This is a genomic window from Burkholderia sp. 9779_493 (assembly GCF_015712215.1).
Taxonomy (GTDB): Bacteria; Pseudomonadota; Gammaproteobacteria; order Burkholderiales; family Burkholderiaceae; genus Burkholderia; species Burkholderia cenocepacia.
In genome coordinates this window covers 176,597-191,750 of the sequence record NZ_JACCQA010000008.1, presented here as the reverse complement: position 1 = coordinate 191,750, position 15,154 = coordinate 176,597, and the positions used below count along the sequence as shown (strand labels likewise).

Genomic DNA, 15,154 nt, shown 5'->3' with positions numbered 1-15,154 from the left:
GCCAGCTGGCGGGAACACCCGTGCCGCAATGGCCTCGGGATTTTCCCGGCCCGCCAAAGCAAAACGGCGGAGCGGCCTCTTTCGAGGCACACTCCGCCGTTTCGCGGCGAACCGTCAGACGCGCTTAGTGAAGCTTCTTCGGCAGCATCTGGCTGCGCAGGCGCTTGTGCAGGCGCTTGACGGCTGCTGCCTTCTTGCGCTTGCGGACTGCGGTCGGCTTTTCGTAAGACTGGCGCTCACGCAGTTCAGCGATCAGGCCATTTTTTTCGATAGCGCGACGAAAGCGGCGAATCGCCACTTCGAACGGCTCGTTTTCTTTCAGAAGAATCGTCGTCATGTCGTTCCTAAATTGCTTAAACGGTCAAAAACGTAGCGGCCAAGCGCCACGCACCGGCCATCCGAGCGTCCCCACAACAGGCGAAACGAGCGGAAATACGGCCTCGGAGGCCGGAAAAGAGAGGCGGAAAGCACCGCGAGTACGCTTCACAACCGCGTGCAGCGCCGCGTTTGACTGCCAGCAGACATGCCGAAACCGGCAAAGGCGTGACAGAAAATCTCAATTCAGCCCGCCATCATAGCAGGGAATCACAGACAAAACCACCCTTTTGTCGGTCGTGTGTGCACAGCGTCACGACTGAGTGCCGGAGCCTCATCGGGCCGGTTTCTGCCCCCGTTTAATCCGGCGCCGTGCCGGGCCGGTCCGAAATGACAAAGAAGGATAAAAAATCGGGCCGAATCTCCACGTGCCCCTCAAGTTTTGTTTTGGTGCGCCGAAATCCTGCTCTGAGGCGGCCAGCAATGAACGAGTGCTTCCGCCGACGCCAAAACGGCTTTCCAGGGCTTTCGGCTTATACAGGAGATTTTTCCATGCTCGGAATTAACAGCAACATCAACTCGCTGGTTGCACAGCAGAACCTCAACGGCTCGCAAAACGCCCTGTCCCAGGCCATCACGCGCCTGTCGTCGGGCAAGCGCATCAACAGCGCAGCGGACGACGCAGCAGGCCTCGCGATCTCGACCCGGATGCAGACCCAGATCAACGGTCTGAACCAGGGCGTGTCGAACGCCAACGACGGCGTGTCGATGATCCAGACGGCATCGAGCGCACTGTCGTCGCTGACGAACAGCCTGCAGCGTATCCGCCAGCTGGCCGTCCAGGCGTCGACGGGCACGATGTCCACGACCGACCAGGCCGCACTGCAACAGGAAGTTTCGCAGCAGATCCAGGAAGTGAACCGTATCGCGTCGCAAACGACGTACAACGGCACGAACATTCTCGACGGCTCGGCAGGCATCGTGTCGTTCCAGGTCGGCGCGAACGTCGGCCAGACGATTTCGCTGGACCTGAGCCAAAGCATGTCGGCCGCGAAGATCGGCGGCGGCCTGGTGCAGAAGGGCCAGACGGTCGGTACGGTGACGGGTCTGTCGCTCGACAACAACGGCGCGTACACCGGTTCGGGCGCAACGATCACCGCGATCAACGTGCTGTCCAACGGTAAGGGTGGCTACACGTTCACCGACCAGAACGGCGGCGCCATCTCGCAAACCGTTGCCCAGTCCGTGTTCGGCGCAAACGCAACCACCGGCACCGGCACGGCAGTCGGCAACCTGACGCTGCAGTCGGGCGCAACCGGCGCAGGTACGTCCGCGGCACAACAGACCGCAATCACCAACGCAATCGCTCAGATCAACGCCGTCAACAAGCCGGCTACCGTGTCGAACCTCGACATCAGCACGGTCAGCGGGGCGAACGTCGCGATGGTGTCGATCGACAACGCGCTGCAGACGGTGAACAACGTGCAGGCGGCACTCGGCGCGGCACAAAACCGCTTCACGGCAATCGCCACGGCGCAGCAGGCAGAATCGACCGACCTGTCGTCGGCACAGTCGCAGATCACCGACGCGAACTTCGCGCAGGAAACCGCGAACATGTCGAAGAACCAGGTGCTGCAGCAAGCAGGCATCTCGGTGCTCGCACAGGCGAACTCGCTGCCGCAGCAGGTCCTGAAGCTCCTGCAGTAATCGCGTAGCAACCGACGGCCGGGCCCCGCGTAACGCGCGGCCCGGCCGCAGTCACTTGGCGCGCGGGGCGTTGCTCCGCCGCCAGGTCTTCATCCAGAACTTCCCGGATCACCCGCCGCACGGAGCAACACGATGTCGACGATCAATCCCGCCGTCACCGCCGCCAACAACTCGGCCAACAGCGCGCTGCAGCAAGCCGCCCAATCGATCATCAGCGGTTCGACCGGCAACTCGTCGATGGACGTCAACTCGCTCGTGACGGCACTCGTCAATGCGAAAACCGCCGGCCAGGCCGCCGCGCTCAACGCGCAGCAAAGCAGCGACAACACCCAGATTTCCGCGTACGGCGCGCTGTCGGCCGCGCTGAGCGCACTGCAGGCCAGCCTCACCACGCTGTCGAACGGCTCGCTGCAGAACACCTTCACCGCGACCGCGAGCGGCACCGGCCTCACCGCGACCGCGGGTGCCGGCGCAGTAGCCGGCAGCTATTCGGTCGGCGTCACGCAGATCGCGACGTCGCAGTCGCTGTCGTCGGCCGCGTTCGGCGCGTCGACCGCGCTCGGCACCGGCACGATGACGCTGTCGCTCGGCAGCCAGTCGTTCACCGTCGACGTGAACGGCACCAACAACACGCTGTCCGGCATCGCCGCCGCGATCAATACCGCGACCGGCAACCCGGGCATCGTCGCATCGGTCGTCAACGGCAGCGACGGCGCGCACCTCGTGCTCAGCTCGACGCCGACCGGCGCGGCGAACACGATCGGCGTCGCGCTCAGCAACGTCGCCGGCGACAACGGCCTGTCCAGCCTCGGCGTCACGTCGACGCCCAGCACGACGGGCGGCCAGTCGACGATCACGTCCGCGAACGGCAGCGCCGCGTGGAAGCAGAGCACCGCCGCGCAGGACGCCGCGTTCACGATCAACGGAATCGCCGGCACCAGCGCGAGCAACACCGTGACGAGCGCGATCACCGGCGTCACGCTGAACCTGACCAGCGCCGCCGTCGGCGCCACGCAGCCGCAAACGTTGACGGTCGCGACCGACACGAAATCCCAGGCCGCCGCGATCAACAACTTCGCGACGCTCTACAACACGCTGGTCACGACGATGGGCTCGCTGTCGAGCTTCACGTCGGGAGCGTCGTCGCAAGGCCCGCTGCTCGGCGACTCGACGCTGAACACGATCAAGAACGCACTCGCATCGATCGTCGCGAGCGGCGTGAACAGCAACGGCTCGACGGTCAACCTCGCGTCGATCGGCGTCACGCTGCAGGCCGACGGCACGCTGAAGGTCGACAGCACGGCGCTCAACGGCGCACTGCAGAACAACCCGACGGGCGTCGCGTCCCTGTTCAACTCGAAGAACGGGATCGGCGAGCAGTTGACGACGAACATCACGAACTACACGAAGACGAACGGACTGATCGCCGCGCGCACGACCGCGCTCAGCAACGATCTGAAAAACGTCGCGCAGCAGCAGACGACGCTGTCCAACTACGCAGCCCAGCTGACGAGCCAGTACCAGGCGCAGTTCACCGCGCTCAACACGCTGATGGCGACGATGAACAGCAACTCGCAATACCTGACCCAGTTGTTCGGCGGCGCGAACAGCGCCGGCGCGATGTCGAACAACAAGGGCTGATCGCTGGCCGGACCGGAGAGCACCGATGGAACAGACCGAACTGATTGCGCAGATCGATGCGCTCACCGACGGGATCGAACATGCGGCCGCGATGGCTGACTGGGCCGAGGCCGTACGCCTCGTCGATGCGCGCTGGTCGCTCGTCGCACTGCTCTCGACCGACCAGCCGCCCGTCGGCATCGCGGCGATCCGCCGCATGCAGGCCAGCAACGACCGGATCTTCGCCGATGCGCAACGCGCGCAGCAGGAGCTGACCGACGAATACCAGGCGGCAATGAGCCGCGTGCAGGCCGTCGGCCAGTACCAGAGCATCGCGAACCGCTGATCCGCATCCGGCCGCGCGCCGCAATGCGCGCCGCCAACCCGACAACAAGAACTACACGCTGATGTGAGGGCGTGCTCGTTCGCCTCCCCGCCCGCCTTGTGCGGGCGTTTTTTTTGGGGTGTCGCCAGCCGCACCGCCCCTCCGTCGGCCGACCGGTCAATCGACCAAACTGACCGGGCTTTTCCCGTCACCTCGCGGCATCGGCGCGACGGCCCGCTACCCATAATGGTATCGACCGACTTTCCGCAGATTTCATCATGTTCTCGACCGAACTGCCCGCCACCGCCGCGCTCACGCCCGAACAGCAGCTTGCGCAGGACATCGCGCTCGTCATGGAGAACGCGCTCGAGCGCCAGCGCAGCGGTGCGTTCGACGACGCCCGGGCGCTGTACGAGGCCATCCTCGACGCGGTGCCCGCGCATGGCGATGCGCATTACAACCTCGCGGTGCTGATGGTCGATACGGGCCAGGCGACTGATGCGGTGCCGCATTTCGAAGCCGCCATCGGCGCGAACCCGGACAACGGCTACTACTGGGTCAGCTACATTCATGCGCTGCATCGCACCGGGCAAACGGCCGCCGCGTGGATCGCGGTCGAAATCGCGCAGCAGCGCGGCGTGCACGGCCCGGCGCTCGACGGGCTGATCGCGCAACTGGCGTCGCCCGAGGTCGTGCTCGCGACTGCCGCGGTTGCCCCGAGCGGCATCGACGCGGCGATCGTCCTGGAAACCGCGACCGGCCACGCAGGGAGGAGCGACTCCGGCAAGCCGGTCCGGCGTCCCAATCAGACGCTGCTGCAAAAGCACGCGGCGCTGTTCGACAAGAACAAGCACGCGGAAGCCACCGCGCTTGCGCGGCAACTGGTCGCCGACTACCCGCAAGACGGCGCATGCTGGCGCGCGCTGTCCGCATCGCTTCACCGGGAAGGCCGCTTCGCGGAGATGATCGAGGCCGGCTTTCGCACGATCGAATTGCTGCCGGACGAATTACTCGTGCGCATGCTGCTCGCCGATACGCTGCGGGTGATGAACCGTCTCGAGGAAGCCGACGAGCAGTGCACGCGCCTGATCCAGCTTCAGCCCGATCATCCGGAGGCCTTCCGGATTCGCGGTCTCGTGCTGTTCGCGCTGCGCCGCATGGATGAAGCGATCGCGGCCTGCCGACGTGCGGTCGAGCTTGCGCCCGGCGCCGCTGCACCGTGCGGCACGCTCGGCTTCGTGCTGCTCGAGCAGGGCGCCACGCAGGAAGCGATGGGCTGGCTGAAGCGCTCGATCGAAATCAACCCCACCGACAGCGTCACCCACAGCAGCATGCTGTTCTGTATCACGCACATCAGCGACTTCGATCCGCAGGCGCTCATTACAGAACACCGCAAGTTCGGCGAGCGCTACGGCAATCACAAGCGCAAGCGCGCGGCCGTGTTCTCGAACTCGCGGGACCCGGCGCGCAAGCTGCAGGTCGGCTTCGTGTCGGGCGACCTGTTCAGCCACGCGGTCGCGTCCTACGCGGTGCCCGTGATCGAGCATCTCGCCGCCGATCCCGGCATTGCGATGCACTTCTATCACAATCACTTCGAGGAAGATCACGTATCCGAGCGTTTCAAGGCCCACGCCACGACGTGGCGCACCGTCGCCGGCATGAGCGACACGGCCTTCCTCGAGCGTGTGCGCAACGATCGCATCGACATCGTGATCGACCTGTCGGGGCACACCGGTCGTAACCGGCTGGTCGCGCTGGCGCAGCGTGCGGCGCCCGTGCAGGCGTCGTGGATCGGCTATCCGGCCACGACGGGGCTTGCCGCGATGGACTACTTCATTGCGGATCGCTTTGTCGCGCCGCACGGCGAATTCGACGATCAGTTCGTCGAGCAGATCGTGCGGCTGCCGGCCATCTCGTCGTTCATGCCGCCGCCCAACTGCCCACCCGTCAACGTCTTGCCCGCGCTACGGAATGGCTATACGACGTACGGCAGCTTCAACCGCCTGAACAAACTCAGCCCCCACGTCATCGGCGTCTGGGCGCGCGTGCTGCATGCGGATCCGACCGCGCGCATGGCGCTCGGCGCAATCGGCAACGAAGGGGACCAGCGGGTGCTGACCGAATGGTTTGCCGCGGCCGGTATCGACGCCGGCCGTCTGTCGTTCCACCGGCGTTCGAACATTCCTGTCTACCTGCAACAGCATCATGGCGTCGACCTCTGTCTGGACACGTTTCCTTACACAGGTTCAACCACGACGCTAAATGCCCTATGGATGGGCGTGCCAACACTGACCATCGCTGGCGTGACGCTGGCCGGCCGGGGCAGCGCGAACTGGTTGATGCACGTAGGGCTCGACACATACATAGCGAAAAACGAGGACGAGTTCGTCGCCAAAGCGCTCGCTCTCGGCAAAGACACTGCGTCGCTTCAGGCGCTTCGCACCGGCCTGCGCGCGCGCTGTGCCGAGTCGGCCGCATTCCGCCCGGAAATCGTCGCGGCCGGACTGTCGTCGGCGCTGCGCACGATGTGGGCACGCTGGTGCGCGGGCGAGTCCGCGATCGCATTCGACACGCCGCTTTTCGACGATACGGCGATCGCACGGGCCACGACCGAGGCCTGACCTCCACGCAACAGAGGGACCACCATGACTGCCAGCCTGCCTGCGTCGTCCGTCGTACAACTGCCTCGCGACAGCATCTACGTCACGCAGCCGTACTTGCCGCCACTCGACGAATTCATACCGTACCTCCAGCAGATCTGGGACAGCCGGGTCCTCACCAACGGCGGCCCGTTTCACCAGCAATTCGAGCGCGCACTATGCGACTACCTCGACGTGCCTCACCTGTCGCTTTTCGCGAACGGTACGCTCGCACTCGTCACCGCGCTGCAGGCGCTTCGAATCACCGGCGAAGTGATCACGACGCCATACTCGTTCGTCGCGACGGCGCACTCGCTGCTGTGGAACGGCATCAAGCCCGTATTCGTCGACGTGGACCCCGATTCGCTGAATCTGGACCCTGCGAAGATCGAAGCCGCCATCACGCCGCAGACAAGCGCGATCATGCCGGTGCACTGCTATGGCCGACCGTGCGACGTCGAGGCGATCCAAAAAATCGCGGACAACTACAACCTGCGTGTCATTTATGACGCAGCACACGCGTTCGGCGTACACACGCCGACGGGCAGTCTGTTGCGGCACGGCGACCTGTCAATACTGAGTTTTCACGCGACCAAGGTATTCAATACCTTTGAAGGCGGCGCGATCATCTGTCCCGATGCGAAAACGAAGCAACGCATCGATCACCTGAAGAATTTCGGGTTCGTCGACGAAGTCACGGTCGTTGCGCCCGGCATCAACGGCAAGATGAGCGAGATCAACGCGGCGTTCGGATTGCTGCAGCTTCAGCATGTCGATGCGGCAATCGCGCGCCGTGCCCATATCGATGCCCTGTATCGCGAGCAGCTGAGCGGGTTGCGTGGACTGCGATGCCTCGAGCACGGCGACGGCGTACGACACAACTACTCGTACTTTCCGATTCTCGTCGACGACGAATATCCGGTCAGCCGCGACGCGCTCTACAGCAAGTTACGCGCACACGAAATTTATGTGCGCCGTTACTTCTACCCGCTCATCTCGGAATTTCCGATGTATCGCGGGCTGCCGTCGGCGCACAAGTCGCTGCTGCCAGCCGCCGCACACGCGTCCGAGCGCGTGCTGTGCCTTCCGATCTATCCAGCACTGCGCGACGAAGACGTCGAACGAATCGTGAAGATCATCAAGGGGCGCGCGTGACGTCGCCGGCAACCAGTGACCTGTCGCGGTCGTCCTCATGCCCCCCCAGCGCCATCGCATTCAGCGCGATTCGCGACCTGATCGAGCAGGAACAGGTGCGAAACGCGGACTTCATCCGTACCACGCTACCCGCTTATCTCGACAAGCTGGAGGCGCGCGCCGAGTTCGTCGCCGAAGCAGTGGACGGCATCTGCCACGGTTTCGTCGCTTTCTACTGTAACGACTACGCGACGCGAATACTGTACGTAACGCTGATCCTGGTAGCGCCGACGCATCGGCGGACCGGTCTTGGCGAACGCCTGCTCACCAGAACCTTCGAGCTGGCCCATGCACGAGGTTTCCTGCGATGCCGCCTCGAGGTGCATCCGGACAATCCCGGCGCCCGCGACTTTTACGCGCGGATGGGCTTCAAACCGATCGATGCGCGATCGGACGCCATCGTGCTCGAACGCACGTTGTGACATCGCTCAAACCCGTCGAAGCCCGGTGTCACTGAACACGGCCCCGCGACCACGCGGCCGCCTATCGCATCACTCAGCAGAAAGAGAGCGCGACAAAATGAAGTGCATGATTTGCGACGCCGACGGCGACTACTATTTCTCGAAGACCTATACCGAGCGACCTTTTTCCGACTTCATGAGTTCGATCGGCAAGGTCGACTATTACAAATGTCGGCAGTGCGGCTTCGTCTGGTCCGGCACACATCAATCGCTACCGGTGGAGAAATGGAGTGAACTGAATCGGCAGTTTCATCACTACATCGAAAATCCCGCCAACGAAACGAAGGGCAACCAGCCGCCGTACGCCGAACAGGCCATGATGCTGGCCCTGCTCGGAAAGAATGGTGTGATTCGCCTGGACAACATGGTCGACTATGCTGCCGGGTACGGTACGTTGAGTCATGTCCTCGCGAAGTACTACGATCTTGAACTGCCGATCTTCGATCTCTACGTGAAAAACGACGGCTCGGGGAGATATATCGATCCATCCAACCTTGGTCGCTACAAGACCGTGATCAATTCGGCGATGTTCGAGCACGTCCTGCGCCGCAGCGATCTCGATTTCGTGCATGACATGGTCGATCACGACGGTGCATTGGTCATCCACACGGTTGTCTGTGAACGCGTGCCGAACGACCCGGAATGGTTCTACTTGCGCCCCCCCGTCCATACCGCCTTTCATACCAATCGAAGCATGACCATCCTGATGGAGCAATGGGGCTATCGGGCATCGCTCTACTGTCCGCAGGCGAAGTGCTGGGTGCTGCTTCCCGACAAGTGTGCACATATCGGCGAAACGGTCGCATCCATCAATCGCGAACTCCAGACCACGTGGTTCCACTACAAGGAAGGATTCGTCGACTACTGGAAGGGATTCTAGATCCGCCTGCATGTGACGAAATGCATCGATGCCCCGTCCTTCACGTGAGCTGACAGGACGGCCCGCGCATACCGGCCAGCAATGCGTGGCCGCGAGTCGAATGCCGTTTCCGAAGCAGGTAACGCAGTCGACGTCGAATGGGGACCGACGCTCTCCGGTTTATCCGCGCAATGACGGGCAAAACCTAAATTCCGGGACAGACCTGCCGTTATAGCAAAAGTAAGCATGGCGCCATGCAACGAATGCCATTCCGAAAGGAATCGACGTTTGTGCATTTCGCCGACACTTACGCCACGGGCCTGAATCGCTGCCGGAGCGAGGCAACTGTATCGCGCGTCAATCAAGCATCGGGTGCGACGCATACCACCGGATTCCCCTTCTCCTATCGCGCGCCACGAAGTGCAATCCAGGCAAGAGAAACCGGTTTTCCGGTGCACGCTTGGTAACGCCAGGCACATACCAACTAATTGAATATTGAGAGAACTCGACTGATGCGTACCAAACTGATCGCCGCCGCGCTCGCGGCCATGGCTTCTTTGACATGCAGCGCAGCCACCAGTGTCGTGATCGATGCAAAAGCCAACTGCCTTTCCAGCTCCTTCGGGACCGTCTCCGGCGGCACGTCGGCGAAATTCAGGCTCGCAAAGGGCCAATACGCCGTCTCTCTTGTGTCGAACACAATGAGTTGCAGTGGCGGCTCACTGGAAAATGGCTGCAACATTGATACCGTGGTGATGCAAGGCGGCTACGGAAGTATCCGATGGGGCACCGCAGTCACGGCCAAACCGACCGTCATCCTGATGACCGGCGATCTCAACGATGTTTTCGCCTACGTCAGCGACGACTACTGCGGCGACAACGTCGGACAGGCGACGCTCCTGATTCAGCCGGTAAACTAAGCGCAATTTGCACGGTGCACGGAGTGCGCGTGCGTATCGCCCTACCTGCACAAGCAAGGCCAGCAGCTCGAACGGCCGCGTCCCCGACAGGACACGGCCGTGACCGGTCACTCCGATACCCGCTGCACTGCATCGGGCATCGCGACTCCATCCGCAGAGACTGCCCGAATCAAATCGTATTCCGTCAGCATGTCCCTCACTTCCATAACGGAGTTGAACATCAGCAGGTCCACGATCGACAGCCAGGGAACGAACGGCGCCCCGAATTGAACGTATTCGATCGGCTTCGACCGGAGAAACCGCAGATCGATGCCGCGCGCCGCAAAGTCCTCGTGCGAGTACAAATCAACACCGCCGATCGCATTGACATACGTCGTCGCCCCCAGCGACTCGCAGATCGCGAGTACGCGACTCTGCCCCTTCAATGACGGATCAACGTCGATCGACGACGACACATCGATACGCGTGTCGATGCCGAGCCGATCCACGACGACATCAATCGATCGCTTGATGAACCGGAACAGGTTCGGCTCATCTGCGTCGATCACGGCGCTCACGAGGTTGAATCCCTGCTCAAAGAACGGCGCACGAACATAGGCTCCCTTCAACTGGGCGGCAAGTTTCACGGGATCGTAATCGGACGACACCTCTCGATCACGAACATCGAGCGAATCGGCATCTCGTTTCAGCGGAATACTGAACAGCGCATCACTGCCGTTGAGCAGGAAGCGGTTCCGGTTGAACCAACCCTTCTTCGTGTACTTGATGTTGTCGTATACGACAAACCGGTCAACCGCTTCGATCAGTTGAAAGTAGCCGATATACGGCAGGAAATACGGTTGCATGATCGCGACTTTCATCGCCTCACCCCTGACGGACAAGCAGCACAAAAAATGGATGGCGAGCGGCGCGGCATGCCAGACAGGCTACGCATCGACGCATTCTCTGAAATGCGCCGCGCACGCCAGCCGCATACGCTCGATCACTCTGATCCAGGCTTCGCCGCGCCCGCGCCGGAACAACCGCACCGTGCCCGGATACCACGGCGAATCCTCACGGTCGTGCATCCATCGCCAGTCCACGTCCTGATTCGGAAGCAGCACCCAGCAGGGCTTGCCGAGCGATGCGGCCAGATGCGCGGTCGACGTGTCGACGCACACCACGAGATCGAGTTGTGCGACGATCGCGGCCGTATCGGCGAAATCGTCGAGTTCCGAGCCCAGGTGCAGCAACGGCAGCCCGCCCGGCGGCTGGCGCGCTTCGTCCTCGCCCTGCCCTTTCTGCAGACTCACGAAATTCACGCCCGGCACGCTCCACAGCGGCGTCAGCAATGCCAGTGACGGCAGCGAACGGTGCGCGTCGTTGTGATGCTTCGGATTGCCTTTCCACACGAGTCCGACGCGCGGGCCGGGCGGCAGCGCATCGAGGCGCGCGCCCCAGTGCGCGACGCGCGCCGGATCGGGTACGAACCGCACCGGTGGCGGGATCGTGTCGAGCGTCGTGCCCGCGTGCATTGGCGCGCTCAACAGACTCGTCCAGTAATCGAATTGCGCGGCCTGCGCGGTAGCCGCCTCGTGATCGAGCACCGCGTCGACGCCATCGACCGTCTCCATCAGCCGATGCAACGCCGGCTGGCACGCAAACACCACCCGCGCCGCCTGCCGCGCGCGAAATTCCGCGAAATAACGGCTGAACTGCAGCATGTCGCCGAGGCCGTCCTCCTGCCACACGAGCAGCGTCTTGCCGGCCAGCGGCTCGCCTTGCCACTGCGCGCACCGCAGTACCTCGCGGGTCCGGCGGTGCACGAACGTCGACTGCTCGTAGCGCGATTCGTAGCGGCGCCAGCCTTCCTCGAACCGACCGACGCCGAGCAGCAGCGTCGCCAGCCCGAAGCGCGCGTCGTCATAATCGGCACGCAGTTCGAGCGCGCGACGGTATGCGCGTTCGGCTTCGTCGAGTTGGCCCGCATGCGCCAAGGTCGTGCCGAGGTTGTAGTGCACCTCGGCCATCTGCGGCGCGAGTGCCAGCGCGTCGGTAAACGCGACGGCCGCTTCGTCGTGGCGGCCCTGCGCACGCAGGACGCAGCCGAGATTATTGTGCGCCTGCGGCAGGTCGGGCCGGCAGCGGATCGCGTCGCGATAGGCCGCTTCCGCTTCGGGCAGGCGATCGAGGTTCTGCAGCGCGACGCCGAGGTTGTAATGCGCTTCCGGATGATCGGGACACAATGCGATGGTCTGCCGGCTGGCCGCCTCCGCTTCCGGCAACCGCCGCATGTCGACGAGGATCGCGCCGAGATTCGCGTGCGCGAGTACGTGGTCGGCGCGAACCGCGATCGCGAGCCGGTACGCGAGTTCCGCCTCCGCCGGCCGGGCAAGGACGCGAAGCAGGTTGCCGAAATCGGTCAGCACGTCGGGCGACCGCGGCTCGATCGACAGGGCCTGCCCGAACGCCTGCTCGGCTTCGTCGAGCCGGCCGAGCGCTTCGAGCACCTTGCCGAGCCGGTGATGGTGCGACGCGCGCAACGGCGCGACGCAGGCAAGCTGCCGGCGCAGGATCACTTCGGCGTCGGGCAAGCGGCCCTGCGACATCAGCAGCGCGTGAAGGCCGTCGTAGGGGGGCTCGAACGCCGGCATCGCATCGATCGCGCGCCGCCACGAGGCTTCTGCGTCCGCCAGATGGTTCAGGCCGAGCGCGCAGACGGCCGCGACGTGCAGCGCCGCGACGTCCACCGCTGGCGCGTCGAGCTGCGGCGCGACAAGCGACAGTGCGTCGGCAAACTGTCCGTTCTGGCACAAGGTCGCGGCGTGTCGAACGCACGCGGAAACGTCGGAAGCTGGCGTCGTCATGGAGGGCTGGGCAAAGCGGCGGACAGTCATCGCGTCCGGCCGCCACGGCGGCAGCCCGGCATGCGCGACGCGTGTCGCGCCCGGGCGACCGTTTCGGCACGGAGAGCGTCGATTGACAGGTTACCGAAGCATGCACGCACGCGATGCGACGATCTGAGCCCATTCCATGCGGTTGTTCGGGCGATGGCCCCGTCACCCCGTGCGTGGCGGGGCCTCGCTGAACGACACCGGCCGTCCGCTCAGCTCGACGAACACCCGCCGCAACTGCTCGAACTGCACGAGCTGGAACTGCACGAACTCGACGAACTGCAGCTCGACGACGCGCCGCCGCCGTCGGACGAGTCGAACGAAGTGCCACCGCCCGCTTTCGCCGCGGCGACCGACGGCATCCGCGACGCGGCCAGCACCGGGCCTGCATACGCCGACCATACGGTACCGGCCAGCGCGCCTGCGCCAAACAGCGCTGCGGTCCACAGCAACGGATCCGGATCGTCACCTTGGGCGTCGCGTGTCCCGGACGCTCCCTGCGCGCTGCGTACGTGCCGCGCGTCGCGCGCAGCCCGCGGATCGTGCGCGTTCCTGCGCTCGAGCAACGCGGCGCGCCCGGCCGCCGTTGGGCCGCCGCGCCGGAAGCCGGTCAGCCTTCCAGCGACGATCCGGTACGCGATCGCGAACACCGCCATGCAGATGCACAGCAGCAGCACGGGCCGCCCGCGGCTCAAACCGACCGCAAGCTTCGCGGCGCCCGTGCCGAACACGAGCAGCGCGATCGCGCGCGCGGCCGTCCGGGACGCGCGCAACTCGCCGGGCGCCCAGAACCAGCCCTGCGCACGCATCCCGTCGACGACCTCCTGCGCATACCTCGCGAGCCGCTCGCGAAACACGCCGTAGCGCACGGTGCCGGACGGTTGCTCGTTGAGCCACGCGCAGTAGTCGTCGTACCGACCCGCGCGTTCCAGATCCGCGATCTTCACGTAGCTGCCTTGCAGGTGAACGCTCCACAGATCGACCGCGCCCGCATGCGCGAGCGACATCGTCACGACCTGCGCGACCCGTGCTTCGCCGCCGGTGAGATAGGCGACTTCGTCGGCGCTCAGCCCGGACGAAGCCTTGCGCGTGCGCCGGCCCCAGCGCCGGATGCGAAATTCGATGGCATGCAACGCGACGATCAACAACAACGCGACAACGCAGGCCGGAACGTAAAACGCGAGAAACTGCGGCCCGGTGTAGTCGAGCACGTCGAGATCCTGCGCCGATGCGCAGGTCGCGGCGACACTGGCGGCGGCCGCCGGCCACACGAGTTTCGGCAGACGGTCGCGCCACGCACGGCGCGGCGCCACGGCGACCATGCGCTCGGGCTGCTGCGTCTCGACCTCCGCCTCGCCCTCGACTGCCCGGTCGACGGGACGCGGCCAGATCGATGCCGGCGGCTCGCAGCCGAACAGCCGGCGATAGCTGTCGAGCGTGTCGCGATAGCGCTGCGCGTACACGGCGGCCTCGTCCGGCGCGCCGGTGCCGGGCATGTGGTGCAGCCGCGCGCGCAGCACGCCGGCGCAGAACACGTCCCAGTATTCGAGCGTGTATTGCAGATGGAAATGCCACGCGGCATCGACCGCGACCGACGGCGTGACCGGATGCCCGGCCACCTGCGCGAGAAACGCGAAGCGCTTGTATTCGTCGATCACGGCCAGCGCGTGGTCGTGCGACCAGCCTTCGGCGTCGGCGAGGCGCCGGCTGTACGGCAGCGGCGCGTCGGGATCGTCGGGGGAATACGCGTGCAGACGCGCGAGCAGCGCCTGCTGCGCATCGGTCAGCGGGCAGGCAGCGACTGCGGTCGAGGTAGACGGAATGGCAGCCATCGGGAGTCGGCGCGATGCGCGGACGGCCGCCGCGATCGACGCTTGGAGTGGTCGTTGTGGGCGATTCTCGCACACCGGCAAATGCGTCGGCACGCCCACGCAAAATCGCCGTGCGGCAATCGCGAGCGCATCCGGGATCGAACCAGCAACCCCTGCCTTCGGAGTTTTATCTGCGCGTGCCGAACCCTTGCCCCGCAAGGATCCGCCGGCATCTCCCGCGGCAAAACCAAGGTTGCACAAGATCACCCAAGCCCGCCCCGGTTCACCCAGGCTGCAATCTGGCTGCACGGCACGCACGGCCCCCACCCGTGACCCTCGGCACCCGTCCATGAAGCGTAAGGCGCGCCGCACGCCACGACACGCGCCGCGCTGCGTGTCCGCCCGGACCACGCACGCATCTCGTTGAACC

At 64.5% G+C, this 15,154-nt stretch carries 12 protein-coding genes; 8 read left to right on the top strand and 4 right to left on the bottom strand.

Annotated elements, in window-relative coordinates; genetic code table 11:
- Nucleotides 1-124: 124 nt before the first annotated feature.
- Nucleotides 125-337: a 30S ribosomal protein S21 gene (rpsU, locus tag H0X95_RS10880; protein ID WP_006401410.1), complete on the bottom strand. Its 213-nt coding sequence runs from the start codon at nucleotides 335-337 to the stop codon at nucleotides 125-127.
- 530 nt (nucleotides 338-867) lie between these two features.
- Between rpsU and H0X95_RS10875 the strand changes: the two genes are divergently transcribed.
- The 8 genes from H0X95_RS10875 (at nucleotide 868) to H0X95_RS10840 (ending at nucleotide 10,040) form a co-directional block, all read left to right on the top strand.
- The gene (locus H0X95_RS10875) at nucleotides 868-2,022 is read left to right on the top strand and encodes a flagellin (RefSeq protein WP_196446045.1); all 1,155 of its coding nucleotides are present in this window, start codon (nucleotides 868-870) and stop codon (nucleotides 2,020-2,022) included.
- A gap of 132 nt (nucleotides 2,023-2,154) precedes the next feature.
- Complete coding sequence (fliD, locus tag H0X95_RS10870; protein WP_006484094.1) at nucleotides 2,155-3,663, top strand: flagellar filament capping protein FliD; 1,509 nt, start codon at nucleotides 2,155-2,157, stop codon at nucleotides 3,661-3,663.
- Between the two features lie 25 nt (nucleotides 3,664-3,688).
- A complete protein-coding gene (locus H0X95_RS10865; protein ID WP_059721094.1) occupies nucleotides 3,689-3,988 on the top strand; it encodes a flagellar protein FliT in 300 nt (99 codons plus the stop codon).
- A 257-nt stretch (nucleotides 3,989-4,245) separates the two neighbouring features.
- Nucleotides 4,246-6,588 (top strand): tetratricopeptide repeat protein, encoded by a 2,343-nt coding sequence (locus H0X95_RS10860; protein WP_059721095.1) that lies wholly within the window; start codon nucleotides 4,246-4,248, stop codon nucleotides 6,586-6,588.
- A 24-nt stretch (nucleotides 6,589-6,612) separates the two neighbouring features.
- A complete protein-coding gene (locus H0X95_RS10855) occupies nucleotides 6,613-7,761 on the top strand; it encodes a DegT/DnrJ/EryC1/StrS family aminotransferase (protein WP_059721096.1) in 1,149 nt (382 codons plus the stop codon).
- On the top strand, nucleotides 7,758-8,222 hold the full coding sequence (locus H0X95_RS10850; protein WP_059721097.1) for a GNAT family N-acetyltransferase: 465 nt from the start codon (nucleotides 7,758-7,760) through the stop codon (nucleotides 8,220-8,222). Before H0X95_RS10855 ends, H0X95_RS10850 begins: the two co-directional genes overlap by 4 nt.
- Before the next feature lie 97 nt (nucleotides 8,223-8,319).
- Complete coding sequence (locus H0X95_RS10845) at nucleotides 8,320-9,141, top strand: methyltransferase domain-containing protein (RefSeq protein WP_059721098.1); 822 nt, start codon at nucleotides 8,320-8,322, stop codon at nucleotides 9,139-9,141.
- Between the two features lie 491 nt (nucleotides 9,142-9,632).
- Complete coding sequence (locus H0X95_RS10840) at nucleotides 9,633-10,040, top strand: hypothetical protein (RefSeq protein WP_059721099.1); 408 nt, start codon at nucleotides 9,633-9,635, stop codon at nucleotides 10,038-10,040.
- A gap of 107 nt (nucleotides 10,041-10,147) precedes the next feature.
- Here the strand turns inward: H0X95_RS10840 and H0X95_RS10835 are convergent, their stop codons facing one another.
- From H0X95_RS10835 to H0X95_RS10825, 3 genes are all read right to left on the bottom strand, one after another.
- Entirely contained in the window at nucleotides 10,148-10,900 is a 753-nt protein-coding gene (locus H0X95_RS10835) for a WbqC family protein (RefSeq protein ID WP_059721100.1), read from the bottom strand.
- A gap of 66 nt (nucleotides 10,901-10,966) precedes the next feature.
- Nucleotides 10,967-12,886 carry a tetratricopeptide repeat protein gene (locus H0X95_RS10830; RefSeq protein WP_059721101.1) on the bottom strand — a complete coding sequence of 640 codons (1,920 nt, stop codon included), beginning with the start codon at nucleotides 12,884-12,886 and terminating at the stop codon, nucleotides 10,967-10,969.
- Nucleotides 12,887-13,125: 239 nt separating this feature from the next.
- Nucleotides 13,126-14,745 carry a TIGR04222 domain-containing membrane protein gene (locus H0X95_RS10825; RefSeq protein WP_059721102.1) on the bottom strand — a complete coding sequence of 540 codons (1,620 nt, stop codon included), beginning with the start codon at nucleotides 14,743-14,745 and terminating at the stop codon, nucleotides 13,126-13,128.
- Between the last annotated feature and the right edge of the window lie 409 nt (nucleotides 14,746-15,154).

What these genes read in the sequence shown, in the direction of transcription:
- rpsU (WP_006401410.1), bottom strand. Translation starts at nt 337, where the DNA reads ATGACGACGATTCTTCTGAAAGAAAACGAGCCGTTCGAAGTGGCGATT.
- H0X95_RS10875 (WP_196446045.1), top strand. Translation starts at nt 868, where the DNA reads ATGCTCGGAATTAACAGCAACATCAACTCGCTGGTTGCACAGCAGAAC.
- fliD (WP_006484094.1), top strand. Translation starts at nt 2,155, where the DNA reads ATGTCGACGATCAATCCCGCCGTCACCGCCGCCAACAACTCGGCCAAC.
- H0X95_RS10865 (WP_059721094.1), top strand. Translation starts at nt 3,689, where the DNA reads ATGGAACAGACCGAACTGATTGCGCAGATCGATGCGCTCACCGACGGG.
- H0X95_RS10860 (WP_059721095.1), top strand. Translation starts at nt 4,246, where the DNA reads ATGTTCTCGACCGAACTGCCCGCCACCGCCGCGCTCACGCCCGAACAG.
- H0X95_RS10855 (WP_059721096.1), top strand. Translation starts at nt 6,613, where the DNA reads ATGACTGCCAGCCTGCCTGCGTCGTCCGTCGTACAACTGCCTCGCGAC.
- H0X95_RS10845 (WP_059721098.1), top strand. Translation starts at nt 8,320, where the DNA reads ATGAAGTGCATGATTTGCGACGCCGACGGCGACTACTATTTCTCGAAG.
- H0X95_RS10840 (WP_059721099.1), top strand. Translation starts at nt 9,633, where the DNA reads ATGCGTACCAAACTGATCGCCGCCGCGCTCGCGGCCATGGCTTCTTTG.
- H0X95_RS10835 (WP_059721100.1), bottom strand. Translation starts at nt 10,900, where the DNA reads ATGAAAGTCGCGATCATGCAACCGTATTTCCTGCCGTATATCGGCTAC.
- H0X95_RS10830 (WP_059721101.1), bottom strand. Translation starts at nt 12,886, where the DNA reads ATGACGACGCCAGCTTCCGACGTTTCCGCGTGCGTTCGACACGCCGCG.
- H0X95_RS10825 (WP_059721102.1), bottom strand. Translation starts at nt 14,745, where the DNA reads ATGGCTGCCATTCCGTCTACCTCGACCGCAGTCGCTGCCTGCCCGCTG.